Source organism: Pseudomonadota bacterium (genome assembly GCA_030859565.1).
Lineage (GTDB): Bacteria > Pseudomonadota > Gammaproteobacteria > JACCXJ01 > JACCXJ01 > USCg-Taylor.
Window position 1 is genome coordinate 1 of sequence record JALZJW010000035.1, and the last position, 21,391, is coordinate 21,391.

Genomic DNA, 21,391 nt, shown 5'->3' on the forward strand with positions numbered 1-21,391 from the left:
TCCAAGCACGACAGCGGCATCCGGTAAGGCGGTGGTGGCGTGCCGGAATTGCTTAAGGTAACCGGAAAGTTTCTTTTTGCGCTTCTTTTCGCGATCGCCCAGAACGTCCACGGCGCGGCAGATATCCTCGAGGAGCCCCGGAGTATCGGGCGCGGGATGACGTTTGCGATGCGGGATCCAAAGCCGGAGCTGCACGAGCCGGCGATAGTGCCACATGCAGTGTCCCAGCGTCCCGATCCAGAGGGCGAGGAAAAATTGATCGATGAGGGCGCCGATGATCCCGGAGACTACCGAGACCCCCAAGAAGCGCCACAAGTCCGGATGCATCACGGGCGGCGGGGCGGCATGAATCCCCTTATTGGGCCGAGAACCGGTAGCCGACGCTGCGTACGGTTTGGATCAAGCGATCGTATCCGTGCGGCTCCATGATTTTTCGCAACCGCCGGATATGCACATCCACGGTGCGTTCCTCGATGTAGCTGTTGTTTCCCCACACCTGATCGAGCAACTGGCCGCGAGTGTAAACCCGTTCGGGATGCGCAATAAAAAAGTGCAGCAGCCGAAATTCGGTCGGGCTGAGCTGCAAAGAGGTTTCTCGCGCCGTAACCCGATGCGTTCTAATGTCGAGCCGCAGACCCTCGACCTCGATCGCATCCCCTGTTTCTTCCTGGGCCGTGCGCCTGAGCACGGCCTTGATGCGGGCGACCAGCTCGCGAGTGGAAAAGGGCTTGGTAACATAATCGTCGGCGCCGACGTCGAGGGCGCGCACCTTATCCGTCTCCTCTCCGCGCGCCGTGAGCATGATGATGGGGATGGCGCGGGTGCGTGCACCGCGCTTGAGGCGCCGCGCGAGGTCAACGCCGCTCACCCCCGGGAGCATCCAGTCCAATAACACGAGAGCGGGTACGTCGGCGGCGATCGCGCTTTCGGCTTTTTCAGCATCCGCGGCTTCGGTGCACTCGAAGCCAGCCCCCGACAACGCCAACCCGAGCATCTGCCGGAGCGCCGGCTCATCATCGACGATCAAGATCTTTTCCGTCATAGGCATTGCTGTCAAGGATTACCGCGTAAATTAAAGGTCAATCGCATTACAGGCGTGTGACCGCTCATTCACGTGCCCGCCGGCGCTCGGTCATGCACTAGGGTTTCGCCGTGCTGTGTGAGCAGGAGATTGTCACACAAGCGTCATCATACCGTCACTGAATAGAAATATTGAAACCTTATGATTCCTCGAGCTCGCGGCCCGGAAACATTGATTAGTTTTCGTATTCAATGCCATGGGGCACGGCTTTTCGTGATCATGGCCACACCGGTTTGGCCGGCGCGAAAGTGCCGCGGGCGCAGCGGGGAAAACGTCCCTCACCGGCGCGAGGCGCGGCTCCTGGGGGCTTGAAAATCCATAATCATCGGGAGGAATACTCAGTGAATAGACGATTGATTGCATTGTCGGGACTGACGCTCGCGGCCAGTGCCGTGGTTTTCGCGCCCCGTGCTGATGCGGCCAATGACGCCATGATGGAGTTGCTCAACGTCCTGAAGGAACAAGGCACGATTACGGAGGAAGCCTATGAGCAACTGTCAAGCGCCTCCAAGGCGGATGACGAAGCCAATACCGCCGACACCGCGCAGATGAAGCAGGCCGCCGAGACCCTGCCGAAGATCGAGACCAAGGGCAAGCTCGAGATCTCGAGCCCGGAAGGGGACTTCAAGTTTGGGGTCGGGGGGCGGGTGCAGGTGGATGCGGCCTGGTACAACGAGGACGACACGGACGCCGGCGAGACCACCAATCTCGACAGCGGGGTGGAGTTCCGGCGCACTCGCCTGAGCGCCTTCGGGACCCTGTGGAAGCACTGGGACTTCAAGAGCGAGGTCGACTTCGCCGGCAATGGGGTGGATGTTAAGGACATGTATATCGCCAATACCTATCTCAAACCGTTCACCATCCAGGCGGGTAACTTCAAAGAGCCTTTCAGCCTGGAGCAGCTCACCAGCAGCCGCTTCATCACTTTCATGGAGCGATCGCTGGCGGATGCCTTCGTCCCGGAGCGAAACCTCGGGGCCGCGCTCTACTACGCCGGCTCGAACTGGACCGCCGCGGGCGGGGTCTTCAGTGAGGGGGTCACCGAAGACGATGAAGACGTAGAAATTGACGGCGGCGAGGGGATCGGGGTCACGGGGCGTATTACGGCGGCGCCGCTATTGGACTCCACGCGGCTGGTGCATGTCGGCGGAGCCATCTCCTGGCGCGATCCCGAGGAGAGCCCGGCCGATACGCTCTTGCAGTTCCGGCAGCGGCCCGAGTCTCACGTCGCCGACCAACGGCTGGTCGACACCGGTGAGTTCGCGGGCACCGAAGACTTCATGCGTTACGGGGCCGAGGGTGCCTTCGCGTGGGGTCCCGGATCGCTGCAAGCCGAGTACATCTACACCGATGTCAACCGCAACATCGAAGACGTGAGCTTCGACGGGTGGTATATCTACGGGAGCTGGTTCCTGACCGGCGAGTCGCGCGCCGCGGCCTACAAGGTGGAGAAGGGCGCCTTCGACCGCCTCAAGCCCTTCTCCAACTTCGGCAGCGGCGGCTGGGGCGCGTGGGAGATCGCGGCGCGCTACAGTACCATCGACCTCTCCGATGAGGACATCGACGGCGGCGAGCAGGATGATTTCACCTTTGGCCTCAACTGGTACCCGAACCCCAACCTCCGCTTGATGGCGAACTACGTCAAAGTACTCAGCATCGACGATGGAGAATTCGAGGGCGCATCGCCCGACATCTTCCAGCTCCGCGCCCAGGTTGACTGGTAGCCCGGGCGGCTCCCGCTCGGCAGGTAGGCTTCCGAGGCCCTGCTCGAACCTGAGGCTTCGCCCCACCCTCACGGGTGGGGCGTCTTTTGCGGGCGTTCCGCGGCCTCCGTAGCGTACCTGGGCGCGAGGAATGCGGCCCGCGGCTAGATACCTTAGTACCCCATTTCGCAATTACACTAACGTATTATGATTGATAAATTCGGTCAAGAACGTCGCTTCGCACTCCAAACTTCACCGAAACGCGCCAATCGCCCGAGTTGCCCCGGTTGCGGCAACGCCTTCTCTCAATTCGAGAAGGGCGACGTTGAACGATCAATTCCCGAGCGATTCCTAGAACAAGTGCGCAAACATTCTCAACGCTTGGCAGTGAAAACTCATAGCGATGAATTCACGTACGGCGCGGTAAATAAAGCGGCCAATCGCCTCGCACAAGTTATTCTCGCATCGCGTGGTACAGTCGAAGAGCCAGTTATAACCTTGATCGAGCCAGGCACAATGGCTGTAGCATCGATGCTGGCTATCTTGAACGTGGGGAAAATATGGGTCTCGTTGGATCCATCGCATCCCCCGGCGAGAAACGCATATATCGTAAGTGATTGTCAAGCCACCCTTGTCTTGACAGATAACAAAAACTCTGCGTTAGCAACCGAGCTTGTTGGGGGCGCCTGTCCTATCATAAATATCGATGAGACTGAGATGCACTTCTCCGGCACAGGCATCAATCTCGAAATACGTCCGAGTGCTCTTGCTTGCATTATATATACATCCGGCTCTTCCGGTCAGCCGAAAGGTGTCGTTCACAGCCACCGTAGCTTATTACATCTAACTATGCGGCATACCAACGCCCTTCAAATTTGTGCACATGATCGACTAGCGCTTCTCGCATCATTCAGTCATATTGCCGGCGTAGTGGATATTCTAAGAGCATTGCTCAACGGCGCTGCTCTTTTGCCTTTCGATTTTAGAGGACGAGGGATCTTCGACCTGCGTGACTGGCTCATTCAGAAGGGGATTACTATCTATCATCCAACCCCATCACTCTTTCGCCGCTTTGCCGAGATTCTGAACGGAGAGCAGCAATTCCCTAAGCTCCGAGTCATTCACTTGGGGGGTGATACAATTTTGAAGCGGGATGTCGAACTTTATCGCACATATTTTGCCTCGAATTGCATTCTATATTGTGGATTCGGATCCACGGAGGCCGGGATTATCGTACACGATTTCATCGACAAAGAGACATACTTTACGGACGAGATTGTCTCGGGTGGCTATGCAGTCCCTGAGATGGAGGTTTTTCTTATCGGTCAGGAGGGCGAAGCGCAAGAAGCGAGAACACCCACTGGTGAAATTGCCGTGCGGAGCCGCTATGTTGCCCTAGAGTATTGGCGACGACCGGAGCTAACGTGCGAGAGATTCACAGTCGATCCATTGGGGTCGGACGATAGGACTTACCGAACAGGCGATATGGGTTGCCTGGGTCCCGATGGTCGTCTCCGGTACGTAGGGCGAGAGGACTTCCAGGTTAAGATTAGAGGAAACCGGGTCGATTTAAGAGAAATTGAAATAGCAACACTCAAGCTCGAGGGAATAAAGGAGGCCGTTGTTATCGCGGCTGAGGATGACGATTCCGGGAGCCGTCTCATAATGTATTATTCATGGGATAAAGGATCCGGACCGAGTCGTACGGTAGTACGACAGTCTCTATCGGAGATTCTACCGGATTATATGATACCGTCGCAGTTTGTGCGATTGGATCGGTTGCCGCTGACGCCGAGCGGAAAGGTGGATCGGCGGGCGCTGCCTCAGCCGGACGAGGGCCGGCCGGATCTGGAGAGTCAGTACGTGGCGCCGCGCACGCCGGTGGAGGAGGTGCTGGCGGCGATCTGGGCCGAGGTGCTGCGGGTCGAGCGAGTGGGCGCCCACGACAACTTCTTCGAAATGGGCGGGAACTCGCTGCGGGCCACGCAGGTCACCTCGCGCATGCGCGACCGTTTGCACATCGAGGTGCCGCTGCGCAGCCTGTTTGAGGCCCCAACAGTGACGCAACTGGCGGCCCAGATCCTCCACGACCCGGCCGGGCGCGCGAAGCTCGAAAGAGCTGCCCAGCTCGTGCTGGAGCTGGAGCGGCTGTCGGAGGCCGAGTTAGAGCTGATGATCCAGGTTACGAGTTCGTCGAAGGAGGATAGGCTCTAATGAGTCAGCCTACGAAACACCCGTTGGATCCCCCTCCGCTCAAAGGCACGCACTGCTCGAATGTCTGCTTCGAGAGGAGGGTACGGCAGTTTCACAAACGCAGAGAACCCCGCGGGCGAGCGAACCTTACCCTGTCCCGCTGTCGTTCGCCAAGGAGCGACTCTGGTTCCCGGACAGGTTCGAGCCGAACATCCCGTCCATAACATCACTCGCGCGATGCGGCTAGGCGGTACGCTCAACGTGGAGGGACTGCGGCGCGCGACTGGCGCCATCCTCGACTTCTCGTACCTGCTATTACGCCTTTCTCTGGAAAGACCTTGCGCCGCAAGACATCCTGGCGGACGTATCTCCGTCACATGAGCGTGCCGTCCTGCTAATCGTCCTAATGACACAGGAGATAAGAGCAATGGACGAGGTACAATTGCGAGAGCTTCGGAGGTGGAGGAATCAGGACTGGCGAGAGGACGAAGAAGATAACTCTTGTTACAAGTCCTACTCGACGCTTATAGCAATTGGCGGTTGCGGGCGGAGCGGAACAACGCTTCTTCGAGTAATGTTGGACTCTCATTCGCAGATTTCCAGTGGACCCGAATCCGAGCTGTTTTTACCAATTCCGATAAGGTTTGATGAGCTTGCTCGTAAATTTGAGCTGCCTCTAAACACACTTACGCGGCTCTACGGTTCTTCTGCAAGTCGCGCCGAATTTATTGATAAATTCAAAGACTGTTTTCTCGCAAAGTCAGGCCGTTCGATTTGGGCCGACAAGACCGCGCGAAATGTTCACAGGTTTGCTTATATATTGAAGCATTTTCCCGGCGCCAAGATAATACACGTCCTCCGTGACGGAAGAGATGTGATCAGCTCCTTACGGACACACAGAAAAAGAAGACTGGTCGATGGGGTAATTCAACCGACCGGCTACGTCATGCCCCTACAGGACTGTATTGAGCGCTGGATAACGTCGATTGAAGATGGGTTAGAGTATCGGCATGAGCCTAGCTACTTGGAGGTGAAGTACGAAGATTTGGTTCTAGATACTGAAAAGACGTTGCGAGCCGTCTGCACTTTTTTGCGGCTCAGCTTTGAAGAGACTATGCTGACCTATCACATGTTTGATGGACCGTCACGGGACTTCAGGAAGTTTCCTCAAAATATAGAGGCCACGCAGCCTATTTTTACGAACTCCATAGGGCGGTGGCGAAGAGATTTGTCCGAGGAGGAGGTGACAACGGTCACGTCGAGAATTGGACCGTACCTTAATTTATTGCGGTATGCCTGATCTATTGCGAAGTCACTTGAGTGATCCGACCATGAAACTGAGGCGTGTGATTCAGGAGGGAGCTCCCGTAGTCGTCTGCCGCGCCAGGGATCGAGGTGCGAAGAGGGTGGACGTCAGAGACTCGTGGCAGTCGCCCCGGATGTACGCGTCTCACGTTATGTTGACACAGGGGGCTGGTGCATCCCGGTCTCGCTCTTCACGTACTCGTCGGAGTTGTCGACGGCCAGATTGTTCTCGGGAAGGAATCGTAATTGACGGAGGTGTGACATGTCACGGGTTTCGCTAATCGATGAGAATGAGATTCGCGAGATTATCGGCAATGATTGCCTGTTTGTGAAAGAGTGTGTTCTAGAAGCACTTCGTCTTCACTATAGTAAACAGATTTGTCAACCGCTTAAGCAATATCTGCGACCAAGCCCGGACGAACACCAACTTAACAGAATCATCTCGATGCCAGTTTATATAACAGGTTCTAAGCCGGCGGCGGGCCTCAAATGGATAGGGAGTCATCCCGAAAATTTCAAAAGGGGGATGGAGCGAGCGAATGCAATCATTGTTCTTAATGATACTCAGACGAATGCCCCCATTGCAGTCTTGAGCGGATCGCTCATAAGCTCGATGCGTACGCTTGCTACGTCTCTCGTATCCATTGACAGCTTTCGAACTCAACCGAGGACTGTGGCGTGTATCGGAATGGGGAAATTGGGGAGGCTTCACGCCCGCTTTCTTCCGAGGCTGTATCCATCAATCGAGCGGATCCTGGGCTACAGTAAGACAGCGAACTTTGACGATCTGTTGGCGCTCCCCTACTTTGAAAAGTGTTCTAGCTATGTGGATGCAATTAAAGAGGCTGACGTAATCGTGACGACGACAGCGGCGGCTAGTCCGTATATAAAACCGTCTGATGTCTCGGGCGATAAGCTGATGCTTAATTTGTCCCTCATGGATTTCGAGCCAGCAGTCTACGCGCAGGCGGATGCTGTTGTGGTTGATGACTGGTTGCAGTGTGCAAGAGCCGAAAAAGTCTTCAAACAATGTGTTGATCAAGGCTTAATAGATCGTTCAGCAGTATGGGAGCTGTCTGAGGTGATTTATGGCAACCAGCAAGGCAATACGTTTTCCGGACAGATCATCGTGAATCTAATAGGAATGGCTGTAGAGGATATAATTGTCGCTCGGGCGATCTACGAAGTAGTGAATCATAGGAGAGTATTTCTTTAATAAAACTGCGACGCGTTTCCGCAGCGAAAAGATACCACCGTGCAACATCTTCCCCAGGCCCTGCTGCATGATCCGGAGGGGCGATGTGGCTGCCGCCCTCGGTCAGGCGTGTGCCGAGGCTGAGCGCCTGCACGGGACTCTTCTCAAGACACCGTTTCTGGTCACTGATAACGGCTCGAGCTTTACTGGGCGGCGCTTTCAGCGGCCTATTGAAGGGCAGTTCGCCCATGTGCGCATCCAATACCGCACACCGACACAGCTCGGGCTACTGGAGCGCTTCCACCAGACGGTCCAACATGAGGCGGTGTATTGGAAGCTGTATCAAAGCCCAGCCGAGGCACGTGAGTCGCTGGAAGTGTTCCGACGCCGCTACAACGAGGTGCGGCCTTATTGGGCGTTGGTCCCCCAAGGCGGAGGCGCTCCGTTGACGCCCTCTGAGGTCTAGGTGCATGACCAAGCGGTGAAGCTGCCAAAGTGGCAGGGCTGGGCCAAGGCGGCAGACCCAGCTCGCCCAAGGGGCACGCTTGCCCGCGGCGGCGGAGGCCCCGGGGGTGGCGGCTTAAGGCCGTTGGATGGAGCGGTGTGGTGGATAAGCTGTGGACGAGCCCGGTGAAAGACTCACACAAAATCGAGTCGGCCGTGTCCACTTAATTTTGGAGCCAAGACAGAAAGGCTTTTATGGCAGATTTCAAGCACAAGGTCACCCGTGGTGTCCGATGGAGCGGCCTTAACACGCTAAGCACTACCGCGATACATTTCATTGAGCTCGCTGTCCTAGCTCGTCTGCTCGGGGCAGAGGCTTATGGATTAATGGCCATTGTCAGCGTGATAACGGGCTTCGTGGGTGTCTTCGCAGATCTAGGGCTATCGGGGGCTGTTATACAAAGACTGTCCCCCACGCGTGAAGAGTTATCCACTTTATATTGGATAAATGTCGCTGCCGGTCTTGCGATGTTCATCTTGTTTGCTCTTGTCGCTCCCCTAATGGCCACTGCGTTCGGCGCGACACAGCTCAGACCGTTGTTGTCTGCCGCAGCACTTACCTTTGTTATTTCCTCTTTTGGAGCGCAGTTTTCAGCACTAATCCTTAAGGAGCTACGTTTTGATATCCTTACAAAATTCAATATCGCTAGTGCCCTGATTGGCATGTCTGTCTCTGTGGCACTAGCGTTGTATGGCTTTGGCGTGTGGGCATTAATCTGGGGAAGCCTTAGCGCCACGTTTTCCCTCACCATGATGAGGATTGCATGGGGGAAAGCGGAGAAAATGTTACCGTTCCTGCACTTCAACTGGAACGACGGAAGGAGATATCTGAGTTTTGGCGTTTATCTTTCAGGACAGACGTTTGTCAATTATATTAACTTTCACATCGACCAGTTACTGGTCGGCTATCTCTTAGGCCCCATTGCATTGGGTTATTACAACATTGCTTCTCGTTTAGCGATCGCTCCCTTTATGAGGATACACAGAATGTTTGCAGCCGTGGCCTTCCCTGCGTTTTCGTTGGTTCAAGACGACCAGGCGTTGCTAAAAAGAGGCTTTATGAAAATGATTGGTCTCGTTACATCAGTAAATGCGCCCGTTCTTGTTGGCATGGCAGCGTTAGCGCCGCTGCTTGTCCCCATACTCTTAGGCGAAAAATGGCGTCCTGCGATACCGCTGGTTCAGATCCTCGCGTTCTATTCTTTATTTCGATCATTCGGAAGCGCTGCGGGCAGTCTCATTATCGCAAAAGGAAAGGCAAAATGGATGCTTTACTGGAATTTGTCATTACTTTTGTTGGTCCCGCCGACTATCTTCGCCGCAGCCAAAACGGGCGATATGGTTAATGTTTGTTACTCGCTCGTCTTACTCCAGTTTTTTCTTGGTTTCATACACTACAGAGTCCTTATACGTAAACTCATCGGTCCGTGCTTTACCGAATACGCCGCAGTCATAGCAAAACCTATTGTCTTAGCGTTGTGTATGGGTGCCCTAATGTCTTTGGTAACACGTTTCGTTGCAATAGATAGCAACATCCTGGTTTTTGCGGTGGCCGCGATTGTTGGAACGGTTGCCTATATAGTATTATCCTTCGTCTTCCAAAGGGCGCTAATTACAGAGGCCGTCGCGCTCCTTTTCGGTAGGCCACGAAAAGGGTCATTGTCATAAAAGCACCGGCTTCAGTCGTAGCTATTAAGGCTTGTAGAGTCGGTGGTGTCGGATCCTTTTCTTCTTTCCAATCGACCCAACGTGAGAATGATCTTTCTATCTCTTAACCGCAGATTGTGTGATGCCTTACGGTCGGATTCGGTTACTGTTACATAACCTTTAGTTGGTATATTGCTCCCGGTAGCGGTTTTATTCGGGAGTCGAGTATGGGCTGTTTCCAGAAGAAAGCAGCGATGAAGAACCGCAAATGGGAACCGAAGAAAAAATTCCCGTGGGCTAGCCCTGATTTCGCAACTTCTGCGGCCAGTTAAAGCATCGCAAACGCCAATCGCTGCCTTCGACCGCTAGTGCGCCGGCATAGCCTTCGCCGGGATGCAAGCTGCATAAGGTCCAACGCGCGGCCTCGCGCTCGTCGTCGTGGACGCGCAGCGACACGCGCGACTCGTCCGGTGCGAGCGAAACGGTGAAGCGGTCGAGCGGGCCGAACAAGCCGGCCCCGGTTCCCTTGATATAGGATTCCTTGCGCGTCCAGCCCGCAAAGAATGCCGCGCGCTGCTGTTCCCGAGGCAGAGCGCGGAGCTCGGCGATTTCGGCGGCAGAAAAGAAACACTCTGCGATTTCCGGACCTATTGATTCTTTGATGAATTCGACATCGATGCCGAGCTCGCGGTTTTTGGTCACGGCAAGCAAGGCGAGATCATGCGAATGCGAAAGATTGAAGCGAAGATCACAGCCTGCGGAAAGCACGACGGGTTTGCCGCGCGCGTCATAATCGAAGCGGAGATCGGCGGGCAACCTATCGAGATAGCGCGCGAGCACTGTTCGCAGCCAGCCGCGAGCCGCTACGAAATGTCTGCTGTCTTTTTCAAAACGAAAACGCGCCGCGCGGTCCAATTCATCGGGCGAGAGCACGGCTTGCAGATCGGGCAAAGCGGCAAGCGACGCGCGCCAGACGTCGACTTGATCCGCCGCAATGCGAAGCCTCACGCCAACGACGCTCGTTGAATGCTGGGTTTGTGAGCTAGGACGTGGCAACCGCGTGCCGGCTTCCAGCAGCATCGTCTTGGACCCGGGTGGAAGGGTGCGGCGCCGTGCGCGCCTCGGCCAGGCAGATTCTCATCTGCTCGGCCAACGGCCCTACATAGGGTTCTTTAAACTGCGCGACGTGCACGCCTGGGACTGTGCGGTGCGTTGCTTGCGCCGCAACTCGGGACCATGCGTTTTGAATTTCGCGGCGCCGCACCTCGTCCATATCGTCGCTCGCCCAGATGAACCAGATCTTGCCGGCATAGGGTTTCGGCACATACGCATTTTTCGCGCGCTGGTGCGTATCCCTGATATAGCGCGGAAAAAGCGGGAGCGGCAAAGGCAGCCTGCACGCCATGCAAATCCGAATCGCGACTTTGCTCCAGAGGAGGTTCAACCGGTACAACACGCGCACCGACACGTAGGCGAGCTGCTCGATGACATTTAGATTGACCAGGCTGCGCGAATGCCTTTCGACACGCTTGCGATAACGATCGTGTGCCGTTGGCGTCTTCATATAGGTACTCGGCGGTGGGGGATCGATTAAAACCAGGGCCGCGACCTGCTCGCCTTGGGCGAGCAGCTGCTGCGCCATTTCCAGCACGATCAGCGTCGTCACGCAGTCGCTGCTCAAATAATAAGGTCCGTGCGGCTGTATCTTGCGCAGGTGAGTCAGATTATACGCGGCCATTTCTTCAATGCGCGTCATCCGCACCCGCTTCGGGTCCCAGTGAGAGTTGATTCCGTACAGGCGTTGCTCGGGTCCGAGACAGCGGCACAACTCGCGTAGCTCGGTTGCGAGGCCCATCCATACGCTGAATAACGGCGGGGTCGTGCCGTGCGGGTTGAGCGGCACGATCACGTCCGATTCATCGAGAGAATCTCCCGCCGCCAGGATTTGGCCGATTTCTTCCACGGTCGGCGACTGGAACAGCGTCGCGACCGACAAACGCCGGCCGCAATTCTTTTCGATTTCGGCCACCACGCGCAACACCAGAAACGAATGGCCGCCGAGATCGAAGAAATTGTCGCGTATGCCGACGCGATCGATTTTCAATACCGCCGCGAAAATCGCCGCAAGTTGCTGCTCGAGTAGCGTGCGCGGCGCAACGGGTGCCGAATCGGAGAGCAGCCGGTCGGGCGCCGGAAGCGCTTTCCGATCGAGCTTGCCGTTCGCCGTCAGCGGCATCTGATCGAGCGCCACAAACGAGGATGGCAGCATGTAATCGGGAAGCAGGTTCTTGAGGAAGCTTCTGAGCTCGTCGGCGCTCGCGGGCGCACTCGCTTCGTTGTGAACGAAATAGGCCGCCAAGCGTTTCTCACCCGCATGGTCTTCCCGCGCGAGGACCGCTGCTTCACGCAGCTTCGAATGCTGACGCAGGCACGCTTCGATCTCACCCAATTCGATCCGGAAGCCGCGTAGTTTGACTTGGCTGTCGATTCTTCCGAGAAATTCGATGTTGCCATCCGCGCGATAGCGGGCGAGATCGCCGGTTTTGTAGAGACGTGCTCCGGGTTTATCGCTGAAGGGATTGGAAATGAATTTCTCGGCCGTCAACTCGGGCCGGTTCAGATAGCCGCGCGCTAAACCCGCGCCGGCGATGTGCAGCTCACCCGGCACGCCGATGGGCGCCTGGTTTAGCGCGCCATCGAGAATGTAGATCTCGGTGTTGGCGAGCGGGCGGCCGATCGAAATCGTCTGATTCGCCCGCACGCGCTCGGCGCTCGACCATATCGTCGTCTCGGTCGGCCCATACAGATTGCTCACAGACTCGCATCTTGCGAGCAGTTGATCGGCGAGTTCTTGCGGCAGCGCTTCGCCACCGCACAAAACGCGCAGCTTGTCGCTTCCCTGCCAGCCGGCCTCGATCAGCAGGCGCCAGGTCGCCGGCGTTGCCTGCATTAGCGTGATGCGGCAATCGGCGAGGCATTTGCTCAGCGCTTCGCCGTCGGCGGCCGTCTCGCGGCTCGCAAGCACCAGTCGCGCACCGGCGATAAGCGGCAGGTAAAGCTCGAGCGCTGCGATGTCGAACGACAGCGTCGTTACCGCAAGCAGCGAATCTTCCTCGGTGATTGCAGTGTGTTCGCGCATCGCATGGAGCAGATTGGCCAGCGCGCGGTGCGCTATGCAGACACCCTTGGGTTTGCCGGTCGAGCCTGAGGTGTAGATGATGTAGGCGAGCGCCTCCGCATCCGCCCGATCGGCTGGGTTGTGATCGGGTTGCGCGGCGATCGCACTCCGGTCGCTGTCCAGTCGGAGGAGCTTCGCGCCATTTGCGGTTAGCTCGAGGCCTTGCTGCGCCACCACTACCGCTAGCGCCGCATCGCTCAACATGAAGCCGAGCCGCTCAATTGGGTAGCCCGGATCGAGCGGCACGTAGGCGCCGCCCGCTTTCAAAATTCCCAATAGACCGACGATCATTTCGAACGAGCGCTCGACAAAGATGCCAACCAGAACGTCGGGACCCACCCCTAGGCTGATCAAGTGATGCGCGAGTCGATTGGCACGACGATTGATCTCCTCGTAGGTGAACTCTTGGTCGTCGAAGGCGAGTGCGACCGCCTGGGGCGAGCGTCGGACCTGGGCTTCAAAAAGCTGGACTATCGTCGCGTCGTTCGGATAATCGATCCGAGGTTGGTTCCAGTCGTGGATCAAGGCATGGCGTTCGGCGACGGTCAGAAGCGCCAGCCGCGATATCTTCTGGCCGGGGTTTTCGACGATACTTTTGAGCAGCGTTTCGAAGTGGCTCATCATGCGGACGATGGTCGCCGCATCGAACAAATCCCTGTTATATTCGAAACTGATTTTCAGGCCCTCGCTGGTTTCAATCACGTAAAGGCTCAGATCGAACTTGCTGGTTTCGCGACCCAAGTCCAGGCGCTCGACCTTGAGGCCGGGAAGCCGAAGCGGCGCTTGCGTCGTGTTCTGCAGCACGAACATTACCTGGAACAACGGCGAGTAAGACAGGCTGCGCTCAGGCTTCAACTCTTCGACCAGCTTCTCGAAAGGCAGGTCTTGGTGGGCGTAGGCGGAAAGCGCCGTCTCGCGTACTCGCGACAGGTGCTCACGAAAGCTCGGATCGCCGGACAAATCAGTCCGCAGCGTCAGGGTGTTGACGAAAAAGCCTATCAGGTGCTCGGTTTCAGTGCGCGTGCGCCCGGCAATCGGCGAGCCTATGACGATATCATCGGAGCGGCAATACCTTGACAGCAGCACCGAAAACGCCGCGAGCAGCGTCATGAATAGCGTTGCACGATCGGCTTGACCGACGGTTTTGACAGCGTCGAGCAGCGTTTTATCGAGCACCCGGCTCAAGCGCGCACCCTTGAAGCTTTGCAGCGCGGGGCGCGGCCGGTCGGTCGGCAGTTCCAAAAGCGGCGGCGCGCCTGACAGTCGCTCTTTCCAGTACGCGAGCTGGGGTTCGAGCACTTCCCCGGACAGATGGCCGCGCTGCCAGACTGCGTAATCCGGGTACTGGATCGAAAGCTCGGGGAGCGATACCGCCTTGGATTTTGCAAAAGCCTGATACAGGGCGGTGACTTCGCGATAGAAAACTCCGATTGACCAGCCGTCAGAAATAATGTGATGCAGCGCCGTCAGCGTGACATGGCTCGTATCCTCCAATTGCAGCAGCGAGACCCGAATCAGCGGCGCGCGCGACAGATCGAACGGACGCTCTGACTCTTCGGCGGCGAGCCTGCGCATTTCGGCGTCGCGCTCGGATGGTGAAAAGCCGCGCAGATCAACGAACGAAACTTTGGCGTTGGCCGATGGGTGGATGATCTGAACGGCTTCATTTTCCTGCGTCGTGAAAGACGTGCGCAGCGATTCGTGGCGCTTGACGATTTCGTTGATGCAGCGTTCAAAGGCCGCGACATCGAGCTCCCCTTCGAGCTTAAGCGCCGAATTGATGTTGTAGAACGGACTCGCCGGCTCCCATTGATAGAGAAACCACAGCCGTTGCTGGGCAAACGACTGCGCGAAGGCCTGTGCCTGCCCGCTGCGGGGAAGAGTGGGAATGGTGTATTGTTTGGCGGCCGCTTTCTGCCTGAGCTTCGCTTCGAAAAGCGCGCGCGCTTCCGGGGAAAGATTGGCGATGCGATTGGCAAAATCATTCATCTTGACGCTTTCATACCTTGGTCGTTTTTTTGCGGGGCTGCGATACTTGGTCTTGCGCCTCGGCTAGAAGTTGCGTTAGCTCTTCTTCACTGAGCGCCTCGGCTTGGCTTTGCACGATCAACGCCGACAGGCGTGCCACGGTGGGCGACTCGAACAAGGCGCGCAACTGAATGTCAACATTCAAGGTTTTATTCACTCGCGCGATCACTTGGGTGGCGAATAGCGAATGGCCGCCGAGCTCGAAGAAGTTGTCGTCTATGCCGACTCGATCAAGCCTCAAAATGTCAGCGTAGATAGCTGCGAGCGTCTCCTCGGTCGGCGTACGGGGAGGCGCATAGGCCACGGCGTCGCAGCGCGTACTGGCGGGCCGGGGCAGCGCTTTGCGGTCGAGCTTGCCATTCGGTGTAAGCGGCAGCGCATCCAGCACGACAAGCGCAGAAGGCAGCATGTAATCGGGAAGCCTCGCTTTGAGGTGCGCGCGCAGTTTCTCTTTCTGTACGCCAGCACCGACGACATAGGCGACCAACCTCTTGTCGCCGCGCTCATCATCGCAGGCAACGACGGCCACCTCTCTGACTTGTCCATGCTGCAGGAGCGCGAATTCGATTTCCGCGGTTTCGATACGATAGCCTCGGATCTTGACCTGAAAATCCTTGCGGCCGAGGAGCTCGATGCAGCCGTCTGGCAGCATCCGCCCGACGTCTCCGGTCAGATAAAGACGTGCGCCTGCGCACGATGGATCATCGAAAAAGACTTTTGCAGTCAACTCGGGCTTGCGCCAATAACCCACGGCAAGATAGTGGCTATGCAATACAATCTCTCCGATGCCGCCGGCTTCAACCGGTTTTCGGTCCTCGTCGAGCAGGATGATGCGGGTGTCGGCGAGCGGGTAACCGACCGGTACGGTCGCGCCGACGATTTTTGAATTTCGATCCATGCAATATTGACTGACAGTACTCATCTCGGAGGCGCCGTAACCGTTGATGAACACGCAATCGGCGGAAAAATGTTCCTTGAAAAGATCGAAATCGCTTTTGAGGACCGGGGCGCTGCCAAGGCGAATAACGCGCAAACTCGGAAACAGGTCTTTGCCGTTTAGTGCGCTCGCCAAATGCCGGAATACCGCCGGTACCGATTGATAGACGGTGATGTCGTGTTTGCCCAAATGTTCCACCAGCACCGCGCTTACATTGCCTTTCACGTTGAACGGAAACAGCGACGCGCCGTTTAGCAGTGCGCCGAAAATATTGCCGACCGAAGCGGTCACGCTGGCAGACGGCAACAACGTCAGGCGGTCGTGCGCGTTAAGACCGACTATGTTGGTGTAACGCATGACGACGTTCAGCACATTTCGATGATTCTGCACTACGCCCTTGGGTTGTCCGGTGGAGCCCGAGGTGTACAGGATGTAAGCGAGCCGGTCCGGGGCAAGCTTCAGGCCCGGATTGTCAGTTGCCGTATCGAGCGCGTCGATATTGATAATCGCAGCGCCGTCACCCGCTAAAGACGAGGCAAGAGCAAAATGTTCGTGGTCGGCAATGATCAGTTTCGGTGCGGCATCCTTGACGATATCGGCGTTGCGCGCGAGCGGAAACGAAGGGTCGAGCGGAACATAGATTTTGCCCGCTTTCAGCGCCCCAAGAATTGCGGCGACGGTGAGCGTGCCATGCTCGAGGAGCAAGGCCACGGGTTCTTCGCGATCGCCGAGACGCGTAAGGATCGCGTGCGCGATCTGATTGGCCGCCCGATTCAAATCTCCATAATTGATTTCTCCTTTCTGCGTTTTGATGGCGAGCCGGTCGCCGTGCATTTCGACCTGACGCTCAAAGCGGGTGGCGACCGACTGCTCGGTTTTACACGTTGCAAACTCAACGAAGGTCTTGCTCGGCGTTATCCGCCGCCCGCCCACCTCGGTCGCACGATGAGGTTCTTGGTTCATTAGCTTGTCATCAACGTGTGCCACTGTGAGCACCCGAGGCGCTGTCGTCCCGATTTTTTGAGTCATGGAGCACGCGGTATTTCTTCTTCGTTGCCACTTCGACCGGCGCATGAATCTCGGCGCTTGTCATCGCGCACACTTTTTCACCTGATCGCTTTCGGCCGCATCTGTGGCTAGAGCGCCGACGCTTATTGGCGGTGCCCTCGATTTTATGCGACAGCGCTAGCGGTTTCCAGGTCCAGCTGCTTCGTCTTATTTAATGGTTGAGCTGGCCGTTTGTAATCGCAATGGCCATATGCTCGACCGTTAGCGCATCGCAAGCACGCCGGAGCGCGTTATGCGCCTGATCTTAATCGGAAAAACCTTAGGTCAACGCCGGGCCGCGGGCGTACGGCGGCCGGGCCGGTAAATGTTTCGCGCAGCTCAGAGTTTGCGAAAAAACCTACTGCGCTCGGGATCTCGTGTTCCGGCGGTGCTCGGAATCCTCATGTAATTCAACATACACTCCGGTTGCTCGTCCCATCCTTGGGACTCGCCCCTGCGGGGCTCGCGCTCCGTTTCGCTCCCCGCGAAACGTCCTGCGCTCCGGCGGAAAGCCAGGGCCAGGGAATGGCCCTGTTTGGCGCGCCGAGGATGCAACTCGACCTCCCTTCGCTCGCGACGGTTCTTTCACAAACTCTCAACAATGCGTCGCGGATGCGTCGCTTTCGAGCTCGGAGAAGCGCACCGGCAGCATTTCCTTGGTGGACAAGCTACCCGCGGGATCTTTTACCACGACGATGAGTTTTTGCGCATCCGCGAGCCCGGCGGGGATCACCATCCTACCGCCGCGCTTGAGCTGGTGTAGCAGGGGCGGGGGGATCAGATCGGGCGCCGCGGTAACGATGATTTTGTCGAACGGCGCGATCTCGGGCCAGCCGAAATAGCCATCGCTGATGCGTGTTTCGATGTTGCGGTAGCCCAACTGTCCGAATCGGCGCTGAGCTTGCTGCGATAACTCTTCGATAATGTCCACGGTGTAGACCTTGGCTGAAAGCTTCGCGAGGACGGCCGCTTGGTAGCCTAGGCCGGTGCCGATCTCGAGCACCGTGTCGGTAGCGTTCAAGGCCAGGAGATCGGTCATCAGCGCAACGATAAACGGCTGGGAAATGGTTTTGTTATAACCGATGGGCAAGGGCGTGTCGGCGTAGGCGTAGCCCTGGAATTCCACCGGCACGAATTCATGCCGCGGGATCTCGGCCATGACCTGCATCACGCGCGGGTCCAGCGTGGATTTTCCGATGAAATCGACGCACATGCCCGTGTGCGCCTCAATGTCGGAGATCATGTGCTGCTGCATGGAAGCGAAGATCGGTTCATTCATCTCGGATCACACGCGCATCGCCGGCATTGCTATCGCGCTCAAAGCGGCTTCTGCCATGGGCCATCGGCGGGCAAGGTGCAGAATGGCGCGGGCGGTTCCTAGCGCTTTCCGTACTCCAGAGGCGCGCCCATGCGCTGGGCATAGATATAGGTCTCCAGCGCGCGCATCTCGGAGGAATCGGGACCAAGCTTTTTGCCCCGCACCGGATGTTCGATGCACCAGTTGATCGCGTCTCGCAACAGCGCGACCCGCCCGAGCTGGGCCTGAAATTTCGGGTAGGTCTCGGGGTGGGTATTCGCTCCATCCGGATGGCACATATCGCAGGAGACCGCAATAGTGCTCTTTAGTCGATCGCCGCTGTGAAAGATGCGCGAGCCTTCCACGGCCAATTTGTAGGTCTCTTGTTGCCAGACCTTCACATCCTCGGTGGTAACGCTACCGTAGGTCGATCCCTGGCCCTTGCCAATAAGACCCTTGTTGTCGGCCGGAACCATTACCTTGTGCTTGGCCAGCTCTTCGGCCATCCAGCCGGGTTCTTCGCCGCGGCGTTTCCATTGCGCCATGGCCGCGTCATCGGTCCCCGGGTTTTGCTTGCTGGCGGCCGGGTAGCCATTGTCGCCGCCTGGCTCCGCCGCCCGCCCCTGGGACGGCATCAGCGACACCAGCGTGAAGGTGGCGCCCACGAGAAGTTTGAACGTGCGCATTTTCTTATCCTCTTGAAACGATTGGGTGACTCCTCAATAACTTCTAAGATTAGGCGTGGGCGGCACGGCGCTTTTTCCCGCGCTTGTCAGATAAGCGCTAGTGACCTGGATTGGGTTGCGGTTCCAAAGATTGTAAAGCTTATCGACGAGGCCACCCGCTTTGACGCCGACCGATCCATCCCCGAGCGCGTCGTTGGGATTGAAGGGATCGGCGCGGTTCATCTGCACCGTGAGGGCCGGCAGGCCCTCGGGTGCATAGGGCCACGGCCAAGCGGTTGACAGCATCCCGTGGAAATGGATGTTACCGATCCGATGGGTGAGGATCTGGTGGGTGTGCCCGTGTACGACCACCACCTGCTTGAAGCGCTGCAATAGTGCCTGTACGTCCTCGGCGTCCTCGGTCCAGAAGTTCCACGGGCGATAGTATTTGTATAGCGGGGAGTGCGAGAACACGATGAGCGGCGTGTCATCGGAATAGGCAGCGAGGTTATTCTCGAGCCAGGCCTGCTGCTCCGTCCCGACCTTGAAGCGGCTCTGGATGCCATTGTCGAGCCCTGCCACCGTCTGCATCCGCTCCATCGCCGTCATGCCGCGCTCGCTCCAGAAGTCATCCTCCATCACACTGTGGAGCACGACAAAGTGGACGCCCTTGTGGTCAAACGAATAGGTGGGTTCGCCAAACAGCGTGCGCCATTTCTCGCCCATGTCCAGAAACCAGTCGTGCTCGCCCACCATCATCTTGACCGGCGCCTTGAGACTCTTCAGGATCTGCGCGCCGAGCTCGAGCTCCAGGGGCTGACCCAGTTGCGCGAGATCACCCCCATAGAGCACGAAATCCGGCTGCGGGGCCATGTGGTTGATGTCGTCGACGGCGCGCAGCAACTGCCGAACGAAGCGGTCATTGAGCTCGCGTTTATAGAGGTGTGAGTCGGAGATATAGGCGAACGTGAATTCCACCGGACCTGCCTCTCCGGTCGCGGCGCGGGCCACCTGCACCGGCTGGAAACTGTGGAAGTTGAATTCCACGCCGCGCGCGAGCGCGGCCGCGGCAGCGGCAGCGGAGAGCTTGAGAAAGCTCCGGCGATCGAGGTTTTTCAAGCCACGGAACAATGCCTCGCGTTCTTCGTAGTATCTCGTCTCAACGCTTTTAACGATTGTTCGTTTCATCTTTGTGCCTCCAAACTTACCTGATCCCGCCCATGACCCGCTCTTCAAACGGCAGTACGCGACGCTCGGCCATCGCCGTGTCGCGGAAGGGGCGCTTCGCCGCGGCCAGCTTGCGCTGTTCTGTTAAGGCGCGCTGATTTTGCTCCGCGAAGCGCGCGTCGCTCAGCGTAAACATGAACTCCACGACGGCATCGATTTCATCTTCGCTCAAGGCCAGCGGTTCGATGCCGCCGTCCAGAAACGGATTGGGCTCGCCGCCTTTGTTATAGTGATCCATCACGTCCCACAGCGTCTCCATGGACCCGTCATGCATGTAGGGGCCCGTCAGTGCGATATTGCGCATTTGCATGGTCTTGAACGCCCCGATGTCTCCACGATCCTTCGTGACCAGGAACCGGCCAAGCTCCGACAGATCGGTCTCGATCGCCAGGCGATCCACCGCTTTCATACCCCCTTCCTGCGCCAGGGCCTCGAGAGCCCGGCGCGCTAGCTCTTCGAAATTTTGCTTGCGCGCCGCCACCCCGATATTGTGAAATCGATTGTCGCTGCCGATGGGAATGGAAGCATTCATCTGGTGACAGCTCATGCAGCGCCCCTTACCATTGAATAAATTCCAGCCGCGCTTGGCCTCATCCGAGATGGCCTCCGGACTGCCCGCGAGGTAGCGATCGAGGGGGGCATCGAGAAACACTAAGGTACGCTCAAAGGCGGCGATGGCCCGCCCCAAATCGTCGTAGTTCGGAGCCCGCCCATAGGCGTAGGAGAACATGCGCTTGTATTCGGGATCATCAGCGATCGCCGCCAGCGCCGCCCCCTCGTTGGCGTGGCCCATCTCGATCGGGTTGACGATGGGCAGTTTCGCCTGTTCCTCGAGGCTCGGTGCGCGGCCGTCAAGAAACATGGTTTGCAGCAAAAAGGCATTCATCGTGGTGGGGGCATTGCGCTTGCCCAGGGCGCCATTGATACCCTCCGAGACCGGGCGCTGGTCGGTAAAGCCTCGGCTGACATCATGGCAGGTGGCGCAGGCCACGGTGCCGTCCTTGGACAGCCGGGTTTCGAAGTAAAGCTTCTTCCCGAGCGCCACCCGTTCGGGGGTCATTTTGTTGTCCTCGGGGATCACAAGCTGGTGCCAGATCCCCGGATCGACGCCAGGCGGGGCCTGGGTTACGTCGCGCTCTGGAAGTAAGCTCTCGAGGAGGGTTTTTTGCTGATCCATGTCGAGGGCGCCGTGGGTTCCACGCGGCCCTGCCCCATTCTCTTGCAACCCCGCATCACAAGCCCCTAACCACGGAAGCACCATCGTAACTAGTAGAAAAGCCGTGCGATTTCCTATTTTTAGGTACTGCATTGCTAATCCCCCTTAAGCGGCTTACCTCTCACTATAGGCAAGCTCCCACCTCACGGTTCTCTTGTCCACGCCTTC

At 57.5% G+C, this 21,391-nt stretch carries 15 protein-coding genes; 6 read left to right on the forward strand and 9 right to left on the reverse strand.

The window, feature by feature from the left end; genetic code table 11:
• Together M3436_07190 and phoB are read right to left on the reverse strand one after the other, a co-directional pair.
• The coding region (locus tag M3436_07190) for a DUF3329 domain-containing protein (GenBank protein MDQ3563919.1) at positions 1 to 327 on the reverse strand (327 nt) is incomplete at its 3' end.
• 28 nt (positions 328 to 355) lie between these two features.
• A complete protein-coding gene (gene phoB / locus M3436_07195) occupies positions 356 to 1,042 on the reverse strand; it encodes a phosphate regulon transcriptional regulator PhoB (GenBank protein ID MDQ3563920.1) in 687 nt (228 codons plus the stop codon).
• A 380-nt stretch (positions 1,043 to 1,422) separates the two neighbouring features.
• Here phoB and M3436_07200 point away from each other — a divergent pair, with 380 nt between their 5' ends.
• The 6 genes from M3436_07200 to M3436_07225 all read left to right on the forward strand — a co-directional run bounded on the left by M3436_07200 (position 1,423) and on the right by M3436_07225 (position 9,649).
• Complete coding sequence (locus tag M3436_07200; GenBank protein ID MDQ3563921.1) at positions 1,423 to 2,805, forward strand: porin; 1,383 nt, start codon at positions 1,423 to 1,425, stop codon at positions 2,803 to 2,805.
• 186 nt (positions 2,806 to 2,991) lie between these two features.
• A complete protein-coding gene (locus M3436_07205; GenBank protein ID MDQ3563922.1) occupies positions 2,992 to 4,998 on the forward strand; it encodes a non-ribosomal peptide synthetase in 2,007 nt (668 codons plus the stop codon).
• Between the two features lie 406 nt (positions 4,999 to 5,404).
• Positions 5,405 to 6,277, forward strand: a complete 873-nt coding sequence (locus M3436_07210; GenBank protein MDQ3563923.1) for a sulfotransferase — start codon at positions 5,405 to 5,407, stop codon at positions 6,275 to 6,277.
• A gap of 267 nt (positions 6,278 to 6,544) precedes the next feature.
• A complete protein-coding gene (locus M3436_07215; GenBank protein MDQ3563924.1) occupies positions 6,545 to 7,498 on the forward strand; it encodes a 2,3-diaminopropionate biosynthesis protein SbnB in 954 nt (317 codons plus the stop codon).
• Between the two features lie 85 nt (positions 7,499 to 7,583).
• Positions 7,584 to 7,943 (forward strand): integrase core domain-containing protein, encoded by a 360-nt coding sequence (locus M3436_07220; protein ID MDQ3563925.1) that lies wholly within the window; start codon positions 7,584 to 7,586, stop codon positions 7,941 to 7,943.
• A 233-nt stretch (positions 7,944 to 8,176) separates the two neighbouring features.
• Complete coding sequence (locus M3436_07225; protein ID MDQ3563926.1) at positions 8,177 to 9,649, forward strand: MOP flippase family protein; 1,473 nt, start codon at positions 8,177 to 8,179, stop codon at positions 9,647 to 9,649.
• A 276-nt stretch (positions 9,650 to 9,925) separates the two neighbouring features.
• Here the strand turns inward: M3436_07225 and M3436_07230 are convergent, their stop codons facing one another.
• The 7 genes from M3436_07230 to M3436_07260 form a co-directional block, all read right to left on the reverse strand.
• Complete coding sequence (locus M3436_07230) at positions 9,926 to 10,636, reverse strand: 4'-phosphopantetheinyl transferase superfamily protein (protein MDQ3563927.1); 711 nt, start codon at positions 10,634 to 10,636, stop codon at positions 9,926 to 9,928.
• 34 nt (positions 10,637 to 10,670) lie between these two features.
• A complete protein-coding gene (locus M3436_07235; protein MDQ3563928.1) occupies positions 10,671 to 14,795 on the reverse strand; it encodes an amino acid adenylation domain-containing protein in 4,125 nt (1,374 codons plus the stop codon).
• 10 nt (positions 14,796 to 14,805) lie between these two features.
• Positions 14,806 to 16,734 (reverse strand): non-ribosomal peptide synthetase, encoded by a 1,929-nt coding sequence (locus M3436_07240; protein MDQ3563929.1) that lies wholly within the window; start codon positions 16,732 to 16,734, stop codon positions 14,806 to 14,808.
• Positions 16,735 to 17,413: 679 nt separating this feature from the next.
• On the reverse strand, positions 17,414 to 18,097 hold the full coding sequence (locus M3436_07245) for a protein-L-isoaspartate(D-aspartate) O-methyltransferase (GenBank protein ID MDQ3563930.1): 684 nt from the start codon (positions 18,095 to 18,097) through the stop codon (positions 17,414 to 17,416).
• A 98-nt stretch (positions 18,098 to 18,195) separates the two neighbouring features.
• Entirely contained in the window at positions 18,196 to 18,801 is a 606-nt protein-coding gene (locus M3436_07250) for a hypothetical protein (GenBank protein MDQ3563931.1), read from the reverse strand.
• Positions 18,802 to 18,834: 33 nt separating this feature from the next.
• Entirely contained in the window at positions 18,835 to 19,968 is a 1,134-nt protein-coding gene (locus M3436_07255; protein ID MDQ3563932.1) for a metallophosphoesterase, read from the reverse strand.
• Between the two features lie 16 nt (positions 19,969 to 19,984).
• Complete coding sequence (locus M3436_07260; GenBank protein MDQ3563933.1) at positions 19,985 to 21,184, reverse strand: cytochrome-c peroxidase; 1,200 nt, start codon at positions 21,182 to 21,184, stop codon at positions 19,985 to 19,987.
• Positions 21,185 to 21,391 lie beyond the last annotated feature (207 nt).